The organism is Nostoc sp. UIC 10890 (genome assembly GCF_054786515.1).
This window is the reverse complement of record NZ_JBSGKF010000001.1, coordinates 6,752,604-6,774,891: the sequence shown is the minus strand read 5'-3', so window position 1 is coordinate 6,774,891 and position 22,288 is coordinate 6,752,604. Positions and strand designations below refer to the sequence as shown.

Annotated in this window: 15 protein-coding genes, 4 tRNA genes and 3 rRNA genes; 12 read left to right on the top strand and 10 right to left on the bottom strand. The window is 43.6% G+C overall.

Going from position 1 to position 22,288, the window contains the following annotated elements; all coding sequences use genetic code 11:
• Positions 1 to 2: 2 nt before the first annotated feature.
• From rrf to ACWATR_RS27980, 5 genes are all read right to left on the bottom strand, one after another.
• Positions 3 to 120 (bottom strand): 5S ribosomal RNA (gene rrf, locus ACWATR_RS28000).
• A 156-nt stretch (positions 121 to 276) separates the two neighbouring features.
• A 23S ribosomal RNA gene (locus ACWATR_RS27995) occupies positions 277 to 3,166 on the bottom strand.
• A 253-nt stretch (positions 3,167 to 3,419) separates the two neighbouring features.
• Positions 3,420 to 3,492: transfer RNA gene (locus tag ACWATR_RS27990), tRNA-Ala, on the bottom strand.
• A gap of 88 nt (positions 3,493 to 3,580) precedes the next feature.
• Positions 3,581 to 3,654, bottom strand: a tRNA-Ile gene (locus ACWATR_RS27985).
• A gap of 123 nt (positions 3,655 to 3,777) precedes the next feature.
• Positions 3,778 to 5,266, bottom strand: a 16S ribosomal RNA gene (locus tag ACWATR_RS27980).
• Together the 16S, 23S and 5S rRNA genes with 2 tRNA genes alongside form the textbook arrangement of a ribosomal RNA operon.
• A gap of 313 nt (positions 5,267 to 5,579) precedes the next feature.
• On the opposite strand from ACWATR_RS27980, the gene nadC reads away from it, so the two are divergent.
• Entirely contained in the window at positions 5,580 to 6,446 is an 867-nt protein-coding gene (nadC, locus tag ACWATR_RS27975) for a carboxylating nicotinate-nucleotide diphosphorylase (RefSeq protein WP_460339366.1), read from the top strand.
• Between the two features lie 110 nt (positions 6,447 to 6,556).
• Here the strand turns inward: nadC and ACWATR_RS27970 are convergent, their stop codons facing one another.
• On the bottom strand, positions 6,557 to 7,060 hold the full coding sequence (locus ACWATR_RS27970) for a GNAT family N-acetyltransferase (RefSeq protein ID WP_460339364.1): 504 nt from the start codon (positions 7,058 to 7,060) through the stop codon (positions 6,557 to 6,559).
• A gap of 701 nt (positions 7,061 to 7,761) precedes the next feature.
• Here ACWATR_RS27970 and ACWATR_RS27965 point away from each other — a divergent pair.
• Positions 7,762 to 8,706 carry a hypothetical protein gene (locus tag ACWATR_RS27965; RefSeq protein WP_460339362.1) on the top strand — a complete coding sequence of 315 codons (945 nt, stop codon included), beginning with the start codon at positions 7,762 to 7,764 and terminating at the stop codon, positions 8,704 to 8,706.
• Positions 8,707 to 8,745: 39 nt separating this feature from the next.
• On the opposite strand, the gene ACWATR_RS27960 is transcribed toward ACWATR_RS27965, so the two are convergent.
• Positions 8,746 to 10,416 (bottom strand): dipeptide ABC transporter ATP-binding protein, encoded by a 1,671-nt coding sequence (locus tag ACWATR_RS27960; protein ID WP_460339360.1) that lies wholly within the window; start codon positions 10,414 to 10,416, stop codon positions 8,746 to 8,748.
• Between the two features lie 180 nt (positions 10,417 to 10,596).
• Between ACWATR_RS27960 and ACWATR_RS27955 the strand changes: the two genes are divergently transcribed.
• Positions 10,597 to 10,965, top strand: coding sequence for a hypothetical protein (locus ACWATR_RS27955; RefSeq protein WP_460339358.1), 369 nt, complete (start codon positions 10,597 to 10,599; stop codon positions 10,963 to 10,965).
• A 14-nt stretch (positions 10,966 to 10,979) separates the two neighbouring features.
• Here ACWATR_RS27955 and ACWATR_RS27950 read toward each other — a convergent pair whose 3' ends face one another.
• Both ACWATR_RS27950 and ACWATR_RS27945 read right to left on the bottom strand, forming a co-directional pair.
• Positions 10,980 to 11,762, bottom strand: coding sequence for a TrmH family RNA methyltransferase (locus ACWATR_RS27950; protein WP_460339356.1), 783 nt, complete (start codon positions 11,760 to 11,762; stop codon positions 10,980 to 10,982).
• Between the two features lie 79 nt (positions 11,763 to 11,841).
• Positions 11,842 to 11,922 (bottom strand) — tRNA-Leu (locus tag ACWATR_RS27945).
• A gap of 409 nt (positions 11,923 to 12,331) precedes the next feature.
• Between ACWATR_RS27945 and murA the strand changes: the two genes are divergently transcribed.
• On the top strand, positions 12,332 to 13,699 hold the full coding sequence (gene murA, locus ACWATR_RS27940; protein ID WP_460340719.1) for a UDP-N-acetylglucosamine 1-carboxyvinyltransferase: 1,368 nt from the start codon (positions 12,332 to 12,334) through the stop codon (positions 13,697 to 13,699).
• A gap of 520 nt (positions 13,700 to 14,219) precedes the next feature.
• Here murA and ACWATR_RS27935 read toward each other — a convergent pair.
• The gene (locus tag ACWATR_RS27935; protein ID WP_460339354.1) at positions 14,220 to 15,839 is read right to left on the bottom strand and encodes an iron uptake porin; all 1,620 of its coding nucleotides are present in this window, start codon (positions 15,837 to 15,839) and stop codon (positions 14,220 to 14,222) included.
• A 337-nt stretch (positions 15,840 to 16,176) separates the two neighbouring features.
• On the opposite strand from ACWATR_RS27935, the gene ACWATR_RS27930 reads away from it, so the two are divergent.
• The 8 genes from ACWATR_RS27930 to ACWATR_RS27895 all read left to right on the top strand — a co-directional run bounded on the left by ACWATR_RS27930 (position 16,177) and on the right by ACWATR_RS27895 (position 22,134).
• Entirely contained in the window at positions 16,177 to 17,196 is a 1,020-nt protein-coding gene (locus tag ACWATR_RS27930; RefSeq protein ID WP_460339352.1) for a metal ABC transporter substrate-binding protein, read from the top strand.
• 106 nt (positions 17,197 to 17,302) lie between these two features.
• Positions 17,303 to 18,079: a metal ABC transporter ATP-binding protein gene (locus ACWATR_RS27925; RefSeq protein WP_460339350.1), complete on the top strand. Its 777-nt coding sequence runs from the start codon at positions 17,303 to 17,305 to the stop codon at positions 18,077 to 18,079.
• Between the two features lie 52 nt (positions 18,080 to 18,131).
• A complete protein-coding gene (locus ACWATR_RS27920; RefSeq protein WP_460339348.1) occupies positions 18,132 to 19,004 on the top strand; it encodes a metal ABC transporter permease in 873 nt (290 codons plus the stop codon).
• A gap of 74 nt (positions 19,005 to 19,078) precedes the next feature.
• Positions 19,079 to 19,151 (top strand) — tRNA-Phe (locus tag ACWATR_RS27915).
• A 169-nt stretch (positions 19,152 to 19,320) separates the two neighbouring features.
• Positions 19,321 to 20,010 (top strand): Uma2 family endonuclease, encoded by a 690-nt coding sequence (locus ACWATR_RS27910; protein WP_460340716.1) that lies wholly within the window; start codon positions 19,321 to 19,323, stop codon positions 20,008 to 20,010.
• Positions 20,011 to 20,151: 141 nt separating this feature from the next.
• The gene (locus ACWATR_RS27905; RefSeq protein WP_069073262.1) at positions 20,152 to 20,538 is read left to right on the top strand and encodes a hypothetical protein; all 387 of its coding nucleotides are present in this window, start codon (positions 20,152 to 20,154) and stop codon (positions 20,536 to 20,538) included.
• Positions 20,539 to 20,548: 10 nt separating this feature from the next.
• Positions 20,549 to 20,974 carry a hypothetical protein gene (locus ACWATR_RS27900; protein ID WP_460339345.1) on the top strand — a complete coding sequence of 142 codons (426 nt, stop codon included), beginning with the start codon at positions 20,549 to 20,551 and terminating at the stop codon, positions 20,972 to 20,974.
• Between the two features lie 38 nt (positions 20,975 to 21,012).
• Positions 21,013 to 22,134, top strand: a complete 1,122-nt coding sequence (locus ACWATR_RS27895) for an IS630 family transposase (RefSeq protein WP_460329681.1) — start codon at positions 21,013 to 21,015, stop codon at positions 22,132 to 22,134.
• The last annotated feature ends 154 nt before the right edge of the window (positions 22,135 to 22,288 follow it).

Genomic DNA, 22,288 nt, shown 5'->3' with positions numbered 1-22,288 from the left:
GAACCTGGCATCGAGCTATTTTTGCGTAGGGCTACCCCTAAACTATCGTGGCCGCAGCAGCGTTTCACCTCTGAGTTCGGGAAGGGTTCAGTGTGGTTCCACCGCGCAATAGACACCAGGAAAACTTGGAGAGTTATGAGTTAGGAGTGAGAAGTTAGAAATAAAAGAGTTTATTCATTGATAACTCTTAACTCCTAACTTTTAACTCCTAACTACTTCAAAACCCTGAAGACTGCAAGTAACGCGAATTATTAATAAGTAGAGCAAATGAGTTGTGAGGTCAAGCCCTCGGTCTGTTAGCACGGCTCGGCTACATACATTACTGCACTTCCACCTACCGCCTAAGAACGGGTGTTCTGCCCGTGACCTTACCCACTTATTGTGGTGAGAGCACTCATCTTGAGGTGGGCTTCCCACTTAGATGCTTTCAGCGGTTATCCGCTCCGCACTTGGCTACCCAGCGTTTACCGTTGGCACGATAACTGGTACACCAGCGGTGCGTTCCTCCCGGTCCTCTCGTACTAAGGAGGACTCCTCTCAATGCTCTTACGCCTGCACCGGATATGGACCGAACTGTCTCACGACGTTCTGAACCCAGCTCACGTACCGCTTTAATGGGCGAACAGCCCAACCCTTGGGACGTACTTCCGCCCCAGGTTGCGATGAGCCGACATCGAGGTGCCAAACCTCCCCGTCGATGTGGACTCTTGGGGGAGATCAGCCTGTTATCCCTAGAGTAACTTTTATCCGTTGAGCGACGGCCATTCCACTCTGCGCCGTCGGATCACTAAGGCCTACTTTCGTACCTGCTCGACTTGTCAGTCTTGCAGTCAAGCTCCCTTTATGCCTTTACACTCGTCGCACGGTTTCCAAGCGTGCTGAGGGAACCTTTGCGCGCCTCCGTTACCTTTTAGGAGGCGACCGCCCCAGTCAAACTGCCCACCTGAAACTGTTCCCTGACCGGATAACGGTCATGGGTTAGAATTCTAGCTTCGCCAGAGTGGTATCTCACCGTTGGCTCCATATTCCCCACAAGGAATACTTCATCGCCTCCCACCTATCCTGCGCAAGCCAAGCCCGAACACAATTCCAGGCTACAGTAAAGCTTCATAGGGTCTTTCTGTCCAGGTGCAGGCAGTCCGTATCTTCACAGACATTCCTATTTCGCCGAGTCTCTCTCTGAGACACCATCCAGATCGTTACGCCTTTCGTGCGGGTCGGAACTTACCCGACAAGGAATTTCGCTACCTTAGGACCGTTATAGTTACGGCCGCCGTTCACCGGGGCTTCGGTCGCTAGCTTCAAGGTTTCCCCCTGACCAACTTCCTTAACCTTCCGGCACTGGGCAGGCGTCAGCCCCCATACTGCGTCGATTTGACTTTGCGGAGACCTGTGTTTTTGGTAAACAGTCGCCTGGATCTCTTCACTGCGACCCACGTCTTAGGTGGGCACCCCTTCTTCCGAAGTTACGGGGCCATTTTGCCGAGTTCCTTAGAGAGAGTTATCTCGCGCCCCTTGGTATTCTCAACCTCCCTACCTGTGTCGGTTTCGGGTACAGGTAACTGTAAGTTAACGTGTTTAGAGCTTTTCTTGGAAGCTAGACTATGCCACTTCCCCACCGTAGTGGGTCGTACTCACGCCTCAACTCGAAACGTTTTCGCCGTCTCTCAACATCTTGACGCTTGAACCGGTAACCAACATCCGGCTGACAATTATCTTCTCCGTCCCTCTGCACAACCTACAATCAGTACGGGAATTTTAACCCGTTGTCCATCGACTACGCCGTTCGGCCTCGCCTTAGGTCCTGACTAACCCTCCGGGGACGAACCTGGCGGAGGAAACCTTAGGGTTTCGGGGTATTGGATTCTCACCAATATTTGCGCTACTCAAGCCGACATTCTCACTTCCGTTTCGTCCACAGCTGCTTGCCGCTACTGCTTCTACCTACGACGGAACGCTCCCCTACCGATTAACATAAGTTAATCCCACAGCTTCGGTACATCGCTTAGCCCCGTTCATTTTCGGCGCGAGAGCGCTTGACTAGTGAGCTATTACGCACTCTTTCAAGGGTGGCTGCTTCTAGGCAAACCTCCTAGTTGTCTGTGCACTCTCACCTCCTTTATCACTTAGCGATGATTTGGGGACCTTAGCTGGTGGTCTGGGCTGTTTCCCTCTTGACAATGAAGCTTATCCCCCACTGTCTCACTGGCAATGTGTGCTCTGGGTATTCAGAGTTTGTCTCGATTTGGTACCGGTCTCCCAGCCCGCACCGAAACAGTGCTTTACCCCCCAGATATAATCATTACCGCTGCGCCTAAACACATTTCGGGGAGAACCAGCTAGCTCCTGGTTCGATTGGCATTTCACCCCTAACCACAACTCATCCGCTGATTTTTCAACATCAGTCGGTGCGGACCTCCACTTGGTGTTACCCAAGCTTCATCCTGGCCATGGTTAGATCACCAGGGTTCGGGTCTATAAACACTGATTATCGCCCTTTTCAGACTCGGTTTCCCTTTGGCTCCAGCATTCTCGCTTTAACCTACCAGTGCCTATAAGTCGCCGGCTCATTCTTCAACAGGCACGCGGTCAGACTTTAAATAGTCCTCCCACTGCTTGTAAGCTAACGGTTTCATGTTCTATTTCACTCCCCTTCCGGGGTTCTTTTCACCTTTCCCTCGCGGTACTGGTTCACTATCGGTCACACAGTAGTATTTAGCCTTACGAGGTGGTCCTCGCTGATTCACATGGGATTCCTCGTGCCCCATGCTACTCGGGATTCAGCTACTATCCTTTGACTTTCGACTACAGGACTTTCACCTTCTTTGGTGCAGTATTTAGCTGCTTCGTCTAGCCTCTAGATTCGATCTCGCTGTCCCACTACCCCAATCGGTAAACCAATTGGTTTAGGCTCTTCCCCTTTCGCTCACCACTACTCAGGGAATCTCTGTTTTGATTTCTCTTCCTCCAGCTACTAAGATGTTTCAATTCGCTGGGTTGGCTCTCTCCTGCCTATATATTCAGCAGGTAGTATTAAGGGTTGCCCCATTCGGAAATCTCCGGATCTAAGTTTGCTTCCAACTCCCCGGAGCATATCGTCGGTAACCACGTCCTTCATCGCCTCTGTGTGCCTAGGTATCCACCGTTAGCCCTTATTAACTTGACCACTCAAACATTTGCTGTTCTACAATTTTGCATTCACAAATAGTTAGTCCTGCTTACCTCATCACTTTGCACTGATTTCACTCAGCACTCAGCACTCAGCACTCAGCACTCTCAATGTCTGTGTCTGCCTGCTAATTTCGCGTTACTATGCAGTTTTCAAGGTTCTGGCTGAGAACTAACTCAGCAGTCTGACTTAACATTAAGTCATGTTGCTGATTTCTCACTAGCTTTTCTGTTTTGGCAATCGCCACAGGTGGAGGTTAGCGGACTCGAACCGCTGACATCCTGCTTGCAAAGCAGGCGCTCTACCAACTGAGCTAAACCCCCAGATACAATTAAAAATTGATAATTTTAAATTAAAAATTGAATTTTCTTCATTTTTAATTTCTAATTTTACATTTTTAATTGATTCAGGTGGGCCATCCTGGACTCGAACCAGGGACCTCACCCTTATCAGGGGTGCGCTCTAACCACCTGAGCTAATAGCCCATATCGAACCAAATCATAGTTTGAAAGCTTTCAACAAATGTCTGCGACCGACCTAGGTTAGACCAACTTACTATCTATATAGCTGTATGCTTTTCGATATGTAAGGGGTATAGGTCTCCCTAAAAAGGAGGTGATCCAGCCACACCTTCCGGTACGGCTACCTTGTTACGACTTCACCCCAGTCACCAGTCCTGCCTTAGGCATCCTCCCCCCCGAAAGGTTGGAGTAATGACTTCGGGCACTACCAGCTTCCATGGTGTGACGGGCGGTGTGTACAAGGCCCGGGAACGAATTCACTGCAGTATGCTGACCTGCAATTACTAGCGATTCCTCCTTCACGCAGGCGAGTTGCAGCCTGCGATCTGAACTGAGCTCCGGTTTACGGGATTTGCTTGCATTCGCATGCTTGCTGCCCTCTGTCCGGAGCATTGTAGTACGTGTGTAGCCCAAGGCGTAAGGGGCATGCTGACTTGACGTCATCCCCACCTTCCTCCGGTTTGTCACCGGCAGTCTCTCTAGAGTGCCCAACTTAATGCTGGCAACTAAAAACGAGGGTTGCGCTCGTTGCGGGACTTAACCCAACATCTCACGACACGAGCTGACGACAGCCATGCACCACCTGTGTTCGCGCTCCCGAAGGCACTCCCAGCTTTCACCAGGATTCGCGACATGTCAAGCCTTGGTAAGGTTCTTCGCGTTGCATCGAATTAAACCACATACTCCACCGCTTGTGCGGGCCCCCGTCAATTCCTTTGAGTTTCACCGTTGCCGGCGTACTCCCCAGGCGGGATACTTAACGCGTTAGCTACGGCACGGCTCGGGTCGATACAAGCCACGCCTAGTATCCATCGTTTACGGCTAGGACTACTGGGGTATCTAATCCCATTCGCTCCCCTAGCTTTCGTCCCTCAGTGTCAGTTGCGGCCTAGCAGAGCGCCTTCGCCACCGGTGTTCTTCCTGATCTCTACGCATTTCACCGCTACACCAGGAATTCCCTCTGCCCCGAACGCACTCTAGCCATGTAGTTTCCACTGCTCTTATCTAGTTGAGCTAGACTCTTTAACAGCAGACTTACATAGCCACCTGCGGACGCTTTACGCCCAATCATTCCGGATAACGCTTGCATCCTCCGTATTACCGCGGCTGCTGGCACGGAGTTAGCCGATGCTTATTCCTCAGGTACCGTCATTGTGTTCTTCCCTGAGAAAAGAGGTTTACGACCCAAGAGCCTTCCTCCCTCACGCGGTATTGCTCCGTCAGGCTTTCGCCCATTGCGGAAAATTCCCCACTGCTGCCTCCCGTAGGAGTCTGGGCCGTGTCTCAGTCCCAGTGTGGCTGATCGTCCTCTCAGACCAGCTACTGATCGTCGCCTAGGTAGTCCTTTACACTACCTACTAGCTAATCAGACGCGAGCTCATCTTCAGGCAGTTAACCTTTCACCTTGCGGCACATCCGGTATTAGCCACCGTTTCCAGTGGTTGTCCCAGACCTGAAGGCAGATTCTCACGCGTTACTCACCCGTCCGCCACTAAATCCGAAGATTTCGTTCGACTTGCATGTGTTAAGCATACCGCCAGCGTTCATCCTGAGCCAGGATCAAACTCTCCGTTTTGTATTGGAAAGCTCTATAGCTCAATTAGCTGCTCTTTTAAAACTTCAGCTTAGTTCTCTTTATTTGCTTGACGCAGGCCACTTGTTGTATAATGGCTTTCAAACTATAATATTTTCAAGGTTCGGTGTCCTTCTGGCGTCGCTCTTTCGCGCTCCGCTTCAGGCACTTATTCAATATAGCGAACCTAATTCATTGTGTCAACTACTTTTTCCAAAATATTTTGGGATTGTTTTCAGTCACTATCAAAGCCTTGGCGAGTAAGGGTTTTAGGCTATAGTATTCCTGAAAGTCACTAAGGAAGCAATTGAAAGCTGTGAATAATTCTAGTGTTTTGCCGCCCTGGCTGGTTTTAGATCCACTGTTGCGTGGCTGGTTGATGGAGGATATTGGCAGGGGCGATCGCACTACAAATACGCTACTAGTAGAAGATGTGACGCTAGGCTCTGCTAAATGGATCGCTAAAGCTTCTGGGATAATTGCTGGCTTACCAGTTGCAGCTAGGGTCTTTCAGATTTTGAATGAAAAAGTCAGCTTTGTGGCGGTTGCGGCTGAAGGTGCATGGTGTGAGCCGGGACAGGTAGTAGCTGAAATTCATGGTTCGCTGGATGCGCTGCTAATGGGGGAACGGGTGGCGCTCAATTTGGCTATGCGGTTGAGTGGGATTGCCACGCTCACTAATATATATGTAGAGAAAATTGCAGATTTACCTGCTCAGTTGGTGGATACGCGTAAAACGACACCAGGGCTGAGACTGTTGGAAAAGTACGCGACTGCCTTGGGTGGAGCAATTAATCACCGTATGGGATTGGATGATGCGGTGATGATTAAGGATAATCACATTGCTGCTGCTGGGGGAATTGGAGAAGCTGTTACCCGTATTCGTTCTCAGATTCCTTATCCCTTGACTATAGAGGTTGAGACGGAAAGTTTAGAGCAGGTGAAAGAAGCTTTGCAGCACAAGGCTGACATTATTATGTTGGACAATATGCCTTTGGATATGATGAGTCAGGCGGTACAGTTAATTCGCCAACAGGATAGGCGTGTGAAAATTGAAGCTTCGGGGAATGTGACTTTGGAAACGATTCGCGGTGTGGCGGAAACGGGTGTTGACTATATTTCTAGTAGTGCGCCGATTACTCAGTCAAAGTGGCTGGATTTGAGTATGAGGATTGTACTTTAAATAAAATGAGAAATGGTATACGATGAAGCTATAGCTACTCAGTGTGAAGAGAGAAGACTAGGAAACAACTTTAACAATTAGCCGTAGCAGACAAAGCTTGTACGATCGCCTTAAACAACAGTTTTACTAATTCGCAGTCCCATGATCACTAAGTCCCGTTCAACGCTGTCAAGTTCTGCAACTTTAGGCAAATGTCCCCAGCGCTGAAAACCAAATGTCTCAAAGAGTTTTAAACTGGGCTGATTGTGGGCAAAAATGAAGCAGACTAGGCTCTTTAGACCCAAATTAGGACTTTCGCTAATTGCTTGTGCTAAGAGTTGCCGTCCCAAACCACACCGATGAAAGCTAGGGGCTATGTAAATACTAATTTCGGCAGTCTTACTGTAGGCGGGGCGCCCATAAAATGATTGGAAACTAAGCCATCCAGCGATTACTCCGTCTACTTCGATTACCCAAAGTGGTCGTTGTGAAGGCGATCGCCCCTTAAACCAAGCAAGGCGACTTTCCACAGATACTGCTTCTAAGTCAGCCGTTGCCATGCGGCTGGGAACTGCGGCATTGTAAATTGCCACAATTGCAGGCAAGTCAGTTTCAGTCGCATGGCGAATAGTCATTGTTACCGTGTCAAACAAATCTTCAGAAAATATTCAAAAATAATACAGTGTTAACAGTAGCAATTTTACGGCTTCTATCGTAATTCTTACAGATACTTTGCCACATAGGGGCCTCGTACTTTACATAAGATAATGGTTAACCCTACTGCAAGTATGCGATGCACCACTACGGAAGACATCACAGTTGCTATAACTAGAGGAAAATTCCAACGGACTACCTACTGTATTTTGTGTAACAAAGAAATTTTATAACTCCTTACTTTTAAAGTATAAGCTTTTATTCCTAACGTATCATTCATTATTCATCCTACAGAAATAGATAATTTTACCATGTCAGGAAAAATCAGCTTTTTTCTCTGGATATTTATATATTTTTTTTGTCCAATTGAGATAATTTAATTTTTTAATTTGGCTAAATATTTGATTAACATTGTCATTTTAAGATTTCCATCAGATCGGATAATATTAAATCCTTTAACGGCAAAACTTACAATTAATTTAATTATGACTGTATATAGATAGAAATCAGGATTGTAAATAACAATAAATTGTATTTTGTAACCATATTTACAAAGAGCTTATTTAAGTTCGTAGTAATCAGTACAATTTTATATATAGCTAAAGACAGAGGTAGTTATCATGTATGAATCTTTATAATTAATCTAAAATAACTCTAGCTATATAAAATAAGTAAAAATATTATGTCTAATAGATGTTTAAATATTAATGATAAATTAAGTAGGACTCCAGATAGTAATATCTCAAATATTGTTGAAATAGCGCTTTTTATAGATAAAATAAAAAATAGTATTTGGCTTTTTGGTATTCCATCTTGGCTTTTCGGAATAACCGATAGAAGTATAGCTGCATTTGCCGATGGTTCTTTATCTGCTATAGAAATATTTCAGCTATTTACAGCCTCTTTCTTTTTTATGAGTTGGTTATATTTAAAGCCAGAAGAAAGCTTCAATAGCAATGATTTAGAGCCTAGCCAATATCAAGAATATCTCGCTCGTACTCAAGCTCAAAAGCTTCAAATAAGAAAGTTACACATGATTAGTCAGGAGTATATTTTACCTTACCCCTATATTTGCCAAATTTATCATCTATTGAACTTAAAACATTTAGAAACAGTTCATAGATTTAGCCTTAATAATCTTAAAATTCTTAATATCAGCCAGTTTCAAACTACAAATGTTGGTGGTAAAATCACATTTCAAACGATATTAGATTCACCAGCTAATCCTTTGAGAATTTGGCGACAGCCAACTGTGGAGGTGGATTTAATATTACATACTCCCTACACTGTTGAACTAAGTATTCCAGTCTATAATCACAAAAGGATAATTGTGATATTTCATGCTTTCCCTTTAAATGACTCAGAGCATCAATTGTTTATAGATATTTATAGTGACTTAGAGTGGCCAAAGCCATTATTACAAATAATATTGCATTTTGCTTCTTGTTTGACACTTTTTGAAGATTTGCCATATCTCAGAGCTTTAGCTGAGAAAAATATAGAGCGTTTATTCAACTTAAGTAGGACTTCAAATCACGAGAGTGCGTTACTGTTTAAAAGGTTTGTTGAGCTATATGGATCGAGTGGAGAAGCAACTAAATTACTTGAGGGTAGGGAAGAGAGTTAGGAGTTTAAAACTTCTAACTCCTAACCTAATTTTACTTAGTTAAGCGCGTGCTAGTAATGGGGCAGCTGCTAGTAAGGTTTTGGTATAAGGGTGCTGAGGATTAGCAAAAATCTTTTTTGTAAGACCGAGTTCGACAATTTTACCGCCATTCATCACGGCAATACGATCGCACAAAAATCGAGCTAACCAAAGATCGTGAGTGATGAATAAATAAGTTAATTCAAACTCTTCCTTTAGTTGCAACATCAAATCAAGTACTTGCGACTGCACGCTGGCGTCTAACATACTCACGGGTTCATCACAGATTAAAAGTTTAGGGTGAGTAATCAAAGCACGAGCGATCGCTACTCTTTGCTGTTGTCCACCAGACAAATCCGACGGATAACGCTCATAATACACTTCTGGCGGTGTTAAGCCAACTTTATTTAGCATCCACAAAACCTGTTCTTTTGCTTTGGCAGGATTGGCTAAATTGTGGATAAATAAAGGATCTGCAATACTTTGTCCCACTGTCATCGCTGGATTGAGACAAGCATGAGGATCTTGAAAAACCATTTGTATTTGTCGCCGCGAGGAACGAATTTCTTGACGCGACAGTTTAGTTAAATCCTGTCCTAAAAACTCAACTTTGCCACTAGTGGGGCGAATTAGTTGCAATATTGTTCGTGATAGCGTACTTTTACCACAACCTGATTCCCCAACCAAGCCAAGAATTTCTCCTGAATAAATATCCAGGTTGATCCCATCTACTGCTTTAATTGTCTGCGCTTGTGTGTTAAGCAGTCGTTCGATAAAGTTAGGTTCGATGGTGTAGTGTTGCTTGAGTTCTGTAACACTCAAAATTGGAGATTTTTCATTAATAATCGGTAATTGTTTTTCTCCATCATTGGCAATTATCAATTCTCCACTATCAGTTACTGCTTGAATATGTAATGCTGCTTTTAAAAGCGATCGCGTGTATTCATGTTGAGGTTGCCTAAATACGGTTTCTGTAGCACCCATTTCGACCATCTTGCCGTTGTACATCACGCCAATGCGATCGCAATACTCAGCCACCATTGCTAAATCATGAGAAATCAGCAACAATCCCATATTTTCTTCACCGCACAGGCGAGTTAATTCTTGCAATATCTGCGCGGAGACGGTGACATCTAAACTGGTGGTGGGTTCGTCAGCAACAATTAACTTGGGATTGAGGAGTAAAGCTAAGGCGATCGCTACCCGTTGGCGCATTCCGCCGCTAAACTCATGGGGATACTGATTCCAGCGACTAGGAGGAATATTAACCTTTGCCAAGGTAGCAAGTGCTTTTTCTTTGGCTTCCCGCGTTGATAATTCTGGTGAGTGCGCCTGGAGAGTTTCGATACAATGCTTACCAATGGTCATCAAAGGATCGAGGCGTGTCATAGGATCTTGAAAAATTAAGGCGATCGCCTCTCCCCGAAATTTCCGCAACTGGTTAGGTATCAAGTCAAACACTGATTGTCCTTGAAATGTCACCCGTCCCTCAACACGACTAGAGGCTGGTAGTAAACGCATTACTGCCCGTCCGATAGTTGATTTACCACAACCTGACTCTCCCACCAATCCCATTCTTTCACCTGGTTTCAAGGTGAAAGATACATCATCAACCGCCCAGCTTGCTTCTTCTCCACTCCGTGCAGGATAGGCAACTCGCAGATTTTCGATACAGAATAAGGCTTCACTCATAGTTAGTTATCAGCCCTGAGCTACCAGTTTTTATAATTTCAAATTTAAGATAGTCTATCAAATTAAGTATTAGACCTGTTTTATAAAACTTACCTAAACGTAGCCAAACTTGATTTAGTGTAACTGTAGCGATCAGGATAAATCTCCAGTCTTAGCAATTGGAGACAGCTATCGATATTCTTGATAACCACTGCTAAAGTTGATACAGCACACAACTATGATGTTATAAGTGCAAAATTTAAATCTGTAGGAACTAGAATCAAAATTAAGTCAGTAAATCAGGATTTTCAAGCTAATATTATGGAGCAAAGTCAGCCAGAACAGCGCCGCGCCGCTGATCAAGTGTTTCAACAATCCCTCGAACAGTTAGAGGATATCTTACAAGAAATTTCAACTGAGGAAGAAGAGATCCCCCAACTGCATACTAGTAGTCTCACGGAAGTAGAACTCGACCAAGACTTAATAGATATTGATTTAGCGGCTCTTGAGGACGCAGTTGCTGATATTGAACAATATCTCGAAGAAAAAACAAAAACCCAATTGGGGTAAAAAGGTAAAATTCATTACCGACAAATTAGTTGGCGTTGAGCTTCGTACAACATTAAAGCGGCTGCGATCGCTACATTCAAAGATTCCACCCCAGGACTCAAAGGAATTCTAACTTGCTGATCTGCGATCGCTGCTAAATCTGCCGACAATCCAGCACCCTCATTTCCCAGTAAAATCAGGCTGGGTTTTCGCCAGTCTACTTCCCAATAAGTTAAAGTCGCATCGGGTAAGGTTGCCACTACCTGCATTCCTGCCTGCTGACTTTGTTGGACTGTCGCTTTTAAATCTTCGGTTACGGCTGTTGCTAGGCGAAACCATTGCCCTGCGGAAGCACGTAGAACTTTAGGACTATCTAAGTCTACACTATCTCCACTCACCCACAACCCTGATGCTCCGGCAGCGGCGGCTGTGCGGATTATCGTACCCAGGTTGCCGGGATCTTGCACCGTTTCTAAAGCTAGCACTAAACCAGTAAATGGTATTTGAGTTTGGCGAGCGCTTCTTTTTGCCGTTGCAACCACACCATCAGGTTGGACTGTGGTCGCGATCGCATCTAAGACTTCTTTGCTGACAATTTCGGCGCGATCGCATCTGCTACAAGCTTCTGACCACAGCGAAGGGTGATCTGCTTGCCAATCTGGGGTACAACATACTGTTTCTAGGGGGTAATTCACCGCACAAGCTTCTTCTAAGAGGTGCGTCCCTTCTAGTAAAAATAACTCCTGCTTGTGCCGCTCCTTGGTGGAGTGCAACTTGCGAATTTGCTTGACTAAGGAATTTTGTAAACTGGTCAACATTTTTTAGTAGTAAGTGCTGAGTAGTGAGTGCTGAGTTTTTCTTTCTCAGCACTCACTACTCAGCACTCAGCACTGGTTATGCGGAACCCGGGACTTGAACCCGGAAGCCTTGCGGCACTAGAACCTGAATCTAGCGCGTCTGCCATTCCGCCAGTTCCGCTGGCATTTTTGCTTATCGACAATTTCTTATTATTGCGTTATGGTTTTACATTTGTCAAGTAAAATTTTAATGCCTTGTTAAAAGGCTCAAACTGTAAACGAGTTTTTCAGGAGTTCGATCAAATAAAAATATTAACTCAACAGTAGAGCATTGATTTTTAGAGAACACTTAAGTTATTTTACTGAGTATTTTTTTTTGCTTAAAAATACTACTTATTCATTCTTTTTTTGAAAAATTTCAAAAAGCTCCAAATACTTGCTGCTGCTGATTTCCAGCCCGGATTATTTACCCAAAAAACAATTTTTTTATGCAAGACGTTGCCCTAAAACGTGGACATTTTGAATCTTTACTGTAGAATCAAAACCAACTTCAAACATATAAAATACGTATTACTTTTGGAGGTAGGCTTATTAATCCTTCTACCAGCTTACCAGATGCCAAAATTGCTCCAGAGGCAGACTCCTCAGTCTTGCAAATTTGGGGTGGGCATCCTTTGCGAGGTCACGTGAAAATTAGCGGGGCAAAAAATTCAGCATTGGTAATCATGGCTGGAGCCTTGCTGTGTCCCGGCGATTGTCGTATCCGCAATGTCCCCTTATTAGCGGACGTTGAGCGGATGGGTCAGGTGTTATCGGCCTTGGGTGTACAATTAACACGACAAGGCGACATTTTAGATATCAACGCCAGCGAGATTAAAACATCAAAAGCTCCCTACGAATTAGTTACCCAGTTGAGAGCGAGTTTTTTCGCCATTGGAGCCATTTTGGCAAGACTGGGAGTAGCACAGATGCCCTTACCAGGGGGTTGTGCGATTGGGGCAAGACCAGTTGACTTGCATGTTCGAGGACTGCAAGCAATGGGAGCGGAAGTACAAATTGAGCATGGCATTTGTAATGCCTACGTCCCTGGCAGTAGCCGGAGATTAAAAGGTGCGAAGATTTACTTAGACATTGCCAGCGTTGGAGCGACGGAAAATTTGATGATGGCGGCTACCCTAGCAGAGGGTGAAACAATCATCGAAAATGCTGCGAGAGAACCGGAAGTAGTCGATCTAGCTAACTTCTGTAACGCGATGGGAGCGAAGATTAAGGGCGCGGGGACTAGCAGAATTATTATCGAAGGAGTCCCCAAGTTGCATTCTGTTGACTACAGCATTATTCCCGATCGCATTGAGGCCGGGACGTTTTTGTTAGCAGCAGCAATTACCCGCTCAGAACTTATCCTCTCGCCAGTAGCTCCAGAACATCTCATCCCAGTGATTGCCAAGCTGCGAGATATTGGGGTGACAATAATTGAGGACAAGCCTGAACACTTGCATATTCTGCCAGCGGAAACCCTGAAGGCAACGGATATTGAAACTCAATACCATCCAGGTTTTCCCACAGATATGCAAGCGCCGTTTATGGCTTTGCTGACATTGGCAGAAGGCGACAGCGTAATTAACGAATCCGTCTTTGAAAATCGCTTGCGTCATGCCTCAGAGTTGAATCGCTTGGGGGCAGACATTCGTGTTAAAGGCAACGCTGCTTTCGTTCGGGGGGTACCAAAATTATCTGGTGCACCAGTCTTAGGTACAGACTTACGAGCATCAGCAGCGCTAGTCATAGCAGGACTGGCGGCAGAAGGGCAAACCACGATTCAAGGACTACAGCACCTCGATCGCGGCTATGATCGACTCGATATGAAATTGCAGGAGTTGGGGGCTAAAATCCTCCGCGTGGGCGAAACATCAGCAGATGCAGAAATCGCTCCCAGCATCAGTAGCCTGTCAAGTTGAAATTGATCGGTTGAAACTGGCGCAGGGACAAGGGAGATGAGGGAGACAAGGTAAAATTTTCTCCCTTACTCCACTATCTATACCCTGCGCTCTGCTGAATTCTTCTGATAGATAGAGGCTTTTAAGCTTTGTTCATATCTTTTTTTGATGAATTTTCAAGAAAAATCTGTGTTGGCTGTTACAATATTGTTAAGAAAAGTTGCCCGTTGCATTTTGGGAACGCGCAATTGGGTTCTAACTCTCTTGAGAAGACAACGCAAAAAAAACATTTTCTAGACCAGCTGTGGGAGGCTGGTCTTTTTGTATTTAAAGTACTCATGCATGGTTATCCAATAAATCACTATGAACACTTTGAGCATCTATTGGCAAAACTTTGGGTTTTCGAGACGCGATAAATCGCCCTCTCTACAAGTGTTTTGAGATATCAAGCCCAGCAAAAATACTGAGGTTTATTTGTCAGCCCACACACAAAATAAAAGACGCAAATTTATCCTTTGCGTCTTCTTTTAATATTTTAAAATTAGAAACTGAATGTGGTTCTCAATGCACCAATAACAACATCATCATTGCTGTTATTGTGATCTGGGGATGTTAACCAGATGACTCCTGGAGTAATGGTGATATTATCACTCAGTTGATATTGGTAGAAAGCCTCAAGATGATAGGACGTATCAGGATCACTAGCCAATCCTGCGATACTAGAGCTTGTCAATCTAGGTTCCACACCAGCAATAATACCGGCTAAACTTCCTTTTTTACCGAGATCAGGGAAGCCAAGGGTAACGGCATAGTTCCAAATATCAACCTCTCCACGGTTTCCAGTCAAGGTACGGCTGTTGGTATATCCAGCCCAACCACCCAAGACTATGTTATCAGTAATGCCGATGGATGCTTGAACACCGTAAGAATTACTAGAAAATCTGGAATCTAGTGTACCATCGGCATCTAAATCTAAGGGTGCGAGAGTTGCGGCATTGCTACCTGTGAGTAGTGGTTGGTTGTAGGAATTGATGTAAGTTAAACCGATAGAAATGCGATCGCTTGGTTTAACTGTCAACTGCGCCAGCGCACCATAAGCACCATTGAACAAACCATTATTAAGGGTAGGGTCATTCGCTGTACCACTCAAATACCCTAGACTTAGTGCCAATTTGTCACTGAACTCGTGCGTTACTCCCAACCCCGCGCCGCCTATTTGGCTATAAATAGGGTTGCGTGTACCAAAGGTAGACAAAGCACCAAAAGCACCATCACCGTCAAAGAGATTGACAGTGCTAGTAACATCGTCTGCTGCACCTCCATTAGCGATCGCGATAACCTGTGTTTTTTCGCCCAAAGGAAATCTGTAGAACAGTGCATCTATTGCAGCATTAGTAGTACCATCCTCGCCAGCAAAGAATAAGTTACCCTCTGGTGTACCAATATTCGGACTAAGAATATTATTAGCCTGGATTCTGGTAAACAGCGTATCTTGTCCTGTGAAGCTGGTGACAAATTCTACCCGCGCCCGTACTCCTAATGTTGTGTTCTCGTCTGTAATTTCTGCACCGTTGACTGTATTTCCTGACAAAACATCGCTAACGACAGCAACAACTTGTCCTTGCAGTTTGGTTGTGGTTGAGAACTGATTCGCCTCCAATTCGGCAGTGCGTACTTCTACTGCATCTACACGACCTCTAAGTGTCGCCAGTTCTGCCGAATAATCTTCTTGCAGCTTTTGTAATGTGGCTAAATCTTCTTTGTTAACTAAATCGCCTGTGGCTGTTGCAATTAGTTCGTTAACCCGATCAAGACAAGCATTCAAACCGGCAGCAAACTCATATCGCGTTAATGCCCGATTACCGCGATAAGTGCTATTTGGGTATCCTGCAATACAGCCATAGCGCTCAACTAACGACTGTAATGCTTGGAATGCCCAGTCAGTGGGTTGTACGTCAGAAAATTGAGATACGGAGGTAACTTGCCCCATTATCTGATCTGGCGCTATGTTCTGAGTTTTTGTGTCTGGATTGGCTAAAACTTGTGGTTGGTTGATTTCAGAATTGCTGGAAGTCTCACCTGCAAATGCAGCAGTATTCACAAATAGCATTACGCTACAAACTGCTGGACTAACTAGCAGATATTTACAGAATTTTTGCATTTTTTTCCTCACACCGATCTCCACTTCACACCTAAAACACGTTTAAAAAAACGCGTATTTCATGAAAATATTTCTCAGTAATTTTATCAGAACTAAGCAAACTTTTTAACAAAAAAAGTCAAGAAATCCTAATTATTCAGGGAAAACTAAATTGCAGAGGGCTGTACTGTCTGCAAAAGTTTTGTTGTTATTCATTACACAGGAAATCCAGAATGATATGATGTGCTTTGAATGAGAATGAGAATTATTATAGTATAAAATCAATAATCAGTCTCATTGTCAATAGGGATTGTGATAGAGGCAGAACAAGCATCCGTTTTGAGGGGAAAACACCGTGATGATGAATTACAGAGGACTTAGAACAGGCAGACAAAGAAGCAGCATCTTGTCTATAATTGCTCTGCTAATATTGTCAATGGCTAGCTGTAGCCAATCGAATCCGAATCAGGGAACAATTTCTGAACAGTCGCCACAAGCACAGGAAGCTGCTTCTACACCAACGGCGCAGTCGGGAAAAACTAAAGTAGTGGCGACATTTTTGCCGATATATTTGTTTACTAAGGCAGTAGCTGGAAACGTGGCAGATGTAGAAATTTTAGTGCCGCCAGGTACGGAGGTACATGAATACCAAGCGACACCACAAAATGTCAAAGCGATCGCTACTGCGAATGTGTTAGTAAAAAATGGTTTAGGTTTGGAGGAATTTCTGGAAAATACTATCAAAAATGCAGAAAATAAAAAACTAACTGAAATTGATGCTAGTAAAGGTATTAAACCTTTAAATGAAATTTCACCTGTTGTAAAAACAGCGAAAGAGGAAAAAGACCACGACCACAATCACAGCCACGCCCAAGGTAATCCGCACGTTTGGTTAGATCCAGTTTTGGCAAAACAGCAAGTAACAAATATTCGGGATGGATTAATTGCTGCTGATCCAGCGAACAAAGCTATTTATGAAACTAATGCTGCTGCTTATATTAAAGAATTAGAAATTTTGAACAGCGAATTCCAACAGACGTTGCAAAAAAATCCTAGTTGTACCTTTATTACCTTTCATGATGCGTTTCCATATTTAGCTCAACGCTATAAACTCAAGCAAGTTGCTGTGGTGCAAATTCCCGAAGATCAACTTTCACCAACGGATGTGCAAAATGCAGTTAATGCTGTGAAAAATTACAAAGTTAAAGCTTTATTTAGTGAACCAGGAGTAGATAACAAACTGCTAACCAGCCTATCCCAAGATTTAAATTTAACTTTGCAAACGCTGGATTCATTAGAAACTGGTGAAACAGATCCACAGCATTATTTCAAGGCGATGAAAGCTAACTTGCAAACTCTAGAAACGGCTTGTAAATAGGTTTGTCATTTGTCAGTTGTCCCTTGTCCTTTGCAAATGACCAATGACAAATGACCAATGACCAATGACAAATGACCAATGACAAATGACCAATGACAAATGACAAATGACAAATGACATTGCTATTTTGAAAGTAGAAGGATTAACTGTCTATCAAGGCAGCTATCTAGCTGTTCGAGATGTTTCCTTTGAATTATTGCCAGGAACAGATACAGCCATAGTTGGCCCCAATGGTGCTGGTAAAAGTACCCTGGTAAAAGCGGTTTTAGATTTGATACCTCGAAGTGCTGGTACGATTGAAATATTAGGTCGCCCAATTGCAAGACTGGGGCGTTTACGCCACTTGTTGGGCTATATGCCGCAAAATTTCATCTTTGACCGTAGTTTTCCCATTTCTGTTAGCGAATTAGTGGGATTGGGATGGACTAAGGAACGAAAAAAAGGGGATTTATTTTTTTCCAAGCTGTGGAGACAAGACCGAGAAAAATCAGCAGCAGTAACAGAAGCTTTACGGCGAACTGATGCTTATCATTTACAGCATCAAGCTATTGGTACTCTTAGCGGTGGTCAACTCAAGCGGGTTTTATTGGCTTATTGCTTGGTAATGCCTCGGAAACTGTTGGTACTAGATGAAGCCTTTGCTGGTGTTGATGTGCAAGGTGCAGCAGATTTTTACGCTTTGCTAAATGAATTAAAGCGAGAGGAAGGTTGGACAGTATTGCAAGTTTCCCACGATATTGATATGGTAAATCGCCATTGCGATCGCGTGCTTTGTCTGAACCAAAGCATTGTTTGTACTGGTAAACCAGAAATTGCCCTTTCACCGCAAAACCTGTTAGCAACCTACGGCCCTGGTTTCAGCCGCTATCAGCACCAACATTAAAATAATTCGTAATTCGTAGTTCGTAATTCGTAATTCAACTCACAGAATAAGTATGGATTATTTTTTCAATGATTGTCAGATAGCAAGACTAGCGATCGCCAGTAGTAATGATTTGCTAGAGTTATTACAACTTGCTTCGATACAGCGTGCGATCGTAGGTGCTGCGTTGATGGGCATACTTGGCGGGATGTTGGGTAGTTTTGTCACCTTACGCCAGTTATCCTTTTTCAGCCACGCGGTTGGTCATGCAGCATTGGTAGGTGTAGCGTTAGGTGTGCTGCTACAGGTAAATCCTACTTGGATGCTGTTACCCTTCACCTTAGTTTTTGGTGTTATTGTCCTCTACTTCATCGACAAAAGCGACTTAGCAAGCGATAGCGTACTTAGCATAGTGTTATCTGGAGCATTAGCGATCGGTTTAATTCTCACGAGTCTAATTAAAGGGTATCGTGGCAACTTGATGGCTGTGTTGTTTGGGGATATTTTAGCGATCGATACCACAGATTTGATTTTGACTCTGCTAGTACTTGTGGGAGGTAGCATATTTTTACTGTCAACCCTGCGACAGCAAATTTTATTGACCCTTAACCCCGATGTAGCGCAGGTTCAAGGCGTTCCCGTTCAATTGTACCGCTATGCTTTTGTGGTCTTGCTTTCACTCGCCGTTGCTGTAGCGATTAAAGCTGTTGGCGTTTTACTGGTAAACGCCTTTTTGGTTATTCCCGCTTCCACGGCCAAACTGATGAGTCACCACTTTAGGTACTTTCTAATCATGTCGGTGATTGTTGGTTCCATCAGCAGCATTGCTGGCATCATGGTGTCAGGTATTTTCAACCTTGCTTCTGGCCCAAGTATTGTTCTTGTCCAGTTTCTACTATTTGTAGCCGTTTTCATCTGGTTTAAGTTGAAATTGAAAGCCGCCTAAATATTTTTTTCTAAGGCCTTGCTATATTCTTTGATGTTTGCTACATTGATTAATCGTGGCTCACAAAAGCCCCAGCCGGGATAGCTCAGTTGGTAGAGCAGAGGACTGAAAATCCTCGTGTCACCGGTTCAAGTCCGGTTCCTGGCATACTTCACAGCAGTAAAAAACAACTTGCATAACGCATAAGCAAAAGAATTGCCTGCAAGTTGTTTTTAGCTGGAGTGGATAACGCTATTAGAATGCGTTCCTTCCCTACGCCCTCGGCAAGTTGAATTTACCTATAATCAAAGAAACCGAAGCCACCACGGTAATAGTCATGCTCTCAGAAAACCTTAAAGTCCTTGGGCTTCCAAGCACTGACGAACTAGCTTGCTCGGACGATATACCTGTGGATAACGAGGATCAAAATTTTCTGCCCAACATTCTACTTTTTCTATTAACCTCGATTTGGGCAACGCGCACCGATTGGTTCTTTGGCGTAGACATGGCAATCTACCACACGACAGGGGCTAATGCGAGAGTCCCCATAGTTCCAGATGGGTTTCTGAGTTTGGGAGTCGATCGCAAAAAAGGTGGTAAATCGCGTAGAAGTTACGCTGTCTGGGAAGAAAATGAGGTAGTACCGATACTAGCATTGGAGATGGTATCCCATTCCCCAGGAAGTGAATACGACGAAAAGTTAGAAATTTATCGGAAACTTGGCGTACTTTACTACATTATTTACAACCCCGAATATTGGCAACGCGATCAACACCAACCATTTGAAATTTACAAATTGGTAGATAAAAATTATCAATTACAAATTGGCGAACCCTATTGGATGCCAGAGGTTGGTTTAGGAATTGGACGACATCAAGGTGTTATTGGTGGAATTGGTCAGGAATTTCTATCTTGGTATGACGAACAAGGAAATCGGTATTTAACGGCAGAAGAAAAAGCAGAAAAGTTTGCACAGCATTTACGTTCTCTTGGTATCGACCCCGATAATTTACCCAGCAATCCGTAAATTAGGTTTGCTTCAAGCTAAAAAGCGGGAAGTTGTTAAGTAGTTGAAATCTTGTTAACCTTTATGCTTAAAATTGCACAAGAGGTTTATTTGGCATCTACTGACAGCTAAAGTTAACCCTTTGCAGGACTCCCCCAAGCAATGCTGACTGAAATTTTACCTTTCCGTTTTGAGTTAGACACGATCGCGATCGCAGGAGCGAGTTTGTGGTCATTGGCGCTATATCTAGGTTTTTCCCCAGTTAATGAATGGGTAATCGAGCAACTCAACCGCTGGTTTAACTTTGCCGAGCGATCGCTTTATACTAGTCAATCAGAATTTGAAAAGACTCGTAAAGCCAGAGAATCTCAAAATGCTTTCTACGCTTCTCTGTTCAGTATCGTGCCTTTTTTAGTAGTTGGTGCTTTATGTAACTGGGGTCTGGAAATTAGTTTAGGTGAGAGTTGGGGAATTAGTACAGGTATATTAGCTTGTATGGGCGCTGGCATTTATGAACTTGGGCGCAGGGATGGAGAATCTTCGGATTAAAAATAAAATTATGAAAAAACTTTCAATGAGCTTGGCATTAGTGTCAGCAAGTATTTGTACAGTACTATCTATCTCTGCTTTGTCAAATGCTTTGTCAGATCGTTGCTCACTTCAAAATCAACTCAGCATCCTTCCGCCCGAAATCTTCAACAAAATCTTTCCAGAAGAAGTTAATCGGTTGAGCATATTTCAAAAGCGTCCGCTAACTTCAGCTTCGGAAAAGGAAATTAAGCAAGCTGCTGTAAACTATACTCTTGCCCACTCTTGCCGATTTAAGATACTCAGCGGCATACCTGAAGCAATATTTGCCCGTCCAATCAAAGCTGCTGAAATTCCTTCTACTGGTTTTGGTGAGTTTGATTTTATGGGTAAAGAACCGCCATTGATGTTAGTAGTAGTCAAAGGAAACTTTGACATTAAGCTAATCGTCACTTAAGTTGCATAATAAGAAGATGAAGCCGTTTAAAAGCGACGATGCCGCCCCCAGCCAAGAACTTTTTAACGCCAGAACAAGTTAGCTCCTTACAGCAAGCTCTAAAAGAGAGCGACAAACCACACGTCAGGGAAAGAATTTTAATTATTCTGCTACAGAATGATGGGAAACCGCAACATGAAATTGCTAAATTTTTAGGCTGTTCGCACAGAACAGTGGCATATTGGTGTATGCATGGTGATCCAGATGAGCTAGAAACTCTACATAATAAAAGAGAGTATGAACATTATCGAAAAGCGACTCCTGAATATATTGAACTGTTATTAAAAACTGTTGACCAAGAACCATCAGATTTAGGCTACGACTTCGGCAGATGGACGGCAGAAAGATTAGCCACATATTTAACAAAAGAAACAGGAATTGATTTAAGTAGCTCTCAGGTTAGGAGGATATTAAAGAGAAAAAAGTATAGTTATATCTGGGCTAAATATGACCTAGAAGATAAACAAAATCCTATTGAAAGAGCGAAGTTTAAAGAGAAACTTACTCAATATTTATCAATAGCGCGAGAGCAACCAGAGCGTTTACAGGTATGGTTTTGGGACGAGAGCGGTTTTAGTTTACGCGTGATTCGTCGCAAGGGTTGGGGTAAAAAAGGAAAACGCAAGAATGTTCCAGGTCAACGGCGTTGTGGTCGAGTAAATGTAATGGGGGCAATCAGAGAACTAGACCGAAAACGAGTATGCTTTTTTGTTAAAAAAGGGAACGCAGATATTTTTTATGAGCAATTACAACAATTAAATGAATTAATTAAGCAAGAATGGGTAAGCAAAGGAAACCTTGGTGAGGATTTTGCGAAATATGGGCCAAAGATTATTTTAATTTTAGATAATGCTAGTTTTCATAAACGCAAAGATGTTCTAGCTAAAATATCTGAAGAATTCCCAAATTTTGTTCTAGAGTTCTTGCCCGCTTACAGCCCTGATTACAACATTATCGAGTTAGTCTGGCATTCATGTAAAGAATATATTGCTCATCGGTTATTTAAATCAGTAGATGAATTAAAATCACTGCTAGATAAGCTGTTGAATCAAGGCGAGTTAGTGATTAGGTGGCATCGGAATATAAAACATAAAGGTAATTTCAGCTATGTTGCAGCTTAAATGCTGATTAGCTTAGCGGTTCTACTTCTGGCGGCTTTCAATCTTCAAATCCTCGTCGTTCAACAAAGTATACTGCTTATATTTTTGACCTCCAGGCTGGTACACCAATTTTTTCAGCAACTGGATTGGCAGGAGAATACTTCCGCAATGCCCT

Excerpts from the sequence above, each read along its gene's own strand:
- ACWATR_RS27935 (WP_460339354.1), bottom strand. The coding sequence starts at position 15,839 with ATGCAAAAATTCTGTAAATATCTGCTAGTTAGTCCAGCAGTTTGTAGC.
- ACWATR_RS27920 (WP_460339348.1), top strand. The coding sequence starts at position 18,132 with ATGGATTATTTTTTCAATGATTGTCAGATAGCAAGACTAGCGATCGCC.
- ACWATR_RS27910 (WP_460340716.1), top strand. The coding sequence starts at position 19,321 with ATGCTCTCAGAAAACCTTAAAGTCCTTGGGCTTCCAAGCACTGACGAA.
- ACWATR_RS27970 (WP_460339364.1), bottom strand. The coding sequence starts at position 7,060 with ATGACTATTCGCCATGCGACTGAAACTGACTTGCCTGCAATTGTGGCA.
- ACWATR_RS27900 (WP_460339345.1), top strand. The coding sequence starts at position 20,549 with ATGAAAAAACTTTCAATGAGCTTGGCATTAGTGTCAGCAAGTATTTGT.
- ACWATR_RS27965 (WP_460339362.1), top strand. The coding sequence starts at position 7,762 with ATGTCTAATAGATGTTTAAATATTAATGATAAATTAAGTAGGACTCCA.
- ACWATR_RS27895 (WP_460329681.1), top strand. The coding sequence starts at position 21,013 with ATGCCGCCCCCAGCCAAGAACTTTTTAACGCCAGAACAAGTTAGCTCC.
- ACWATR_RS27930 (WP_460339352.1), top strand. The coding sequence starts at position 16,177 with ATGATGAATTACAGAGGACTTAGAACAGGCAGACAAAGAAGCAGCATC.
- ACWATR_RS27950 (WP_460339356.1), bottom strand. The coding sequence starts at position 11,762 with ATGTTGACCAGTTTACAAAATTCCTTAGTCAAGCAAATTCGCAAGTTG.
- ACWATR_RS27905 (WP_069073262.1), top strand. The coding sequence starts at position 20,152 with ATGCTGACTGAAATTTTACCTTTCCGTTTTGAGTTAGACACGATCGCG.
- ACWATR_RS27960 (WP_460339360.1), bottom strand. The coding sequence starts at position 10,416 with ATGAGTGAAGCCTTATTCTGTATCGAAAATCTGCGAGTTGCCTATCCT.
- ACWATR_RS27925 (WP_460339350.1), top strand. The coding sequence starts at position 17,303 with ATGACAAATGACATTGCTATTTTGAAAGTAGAAGGATTAACTGTCTAT.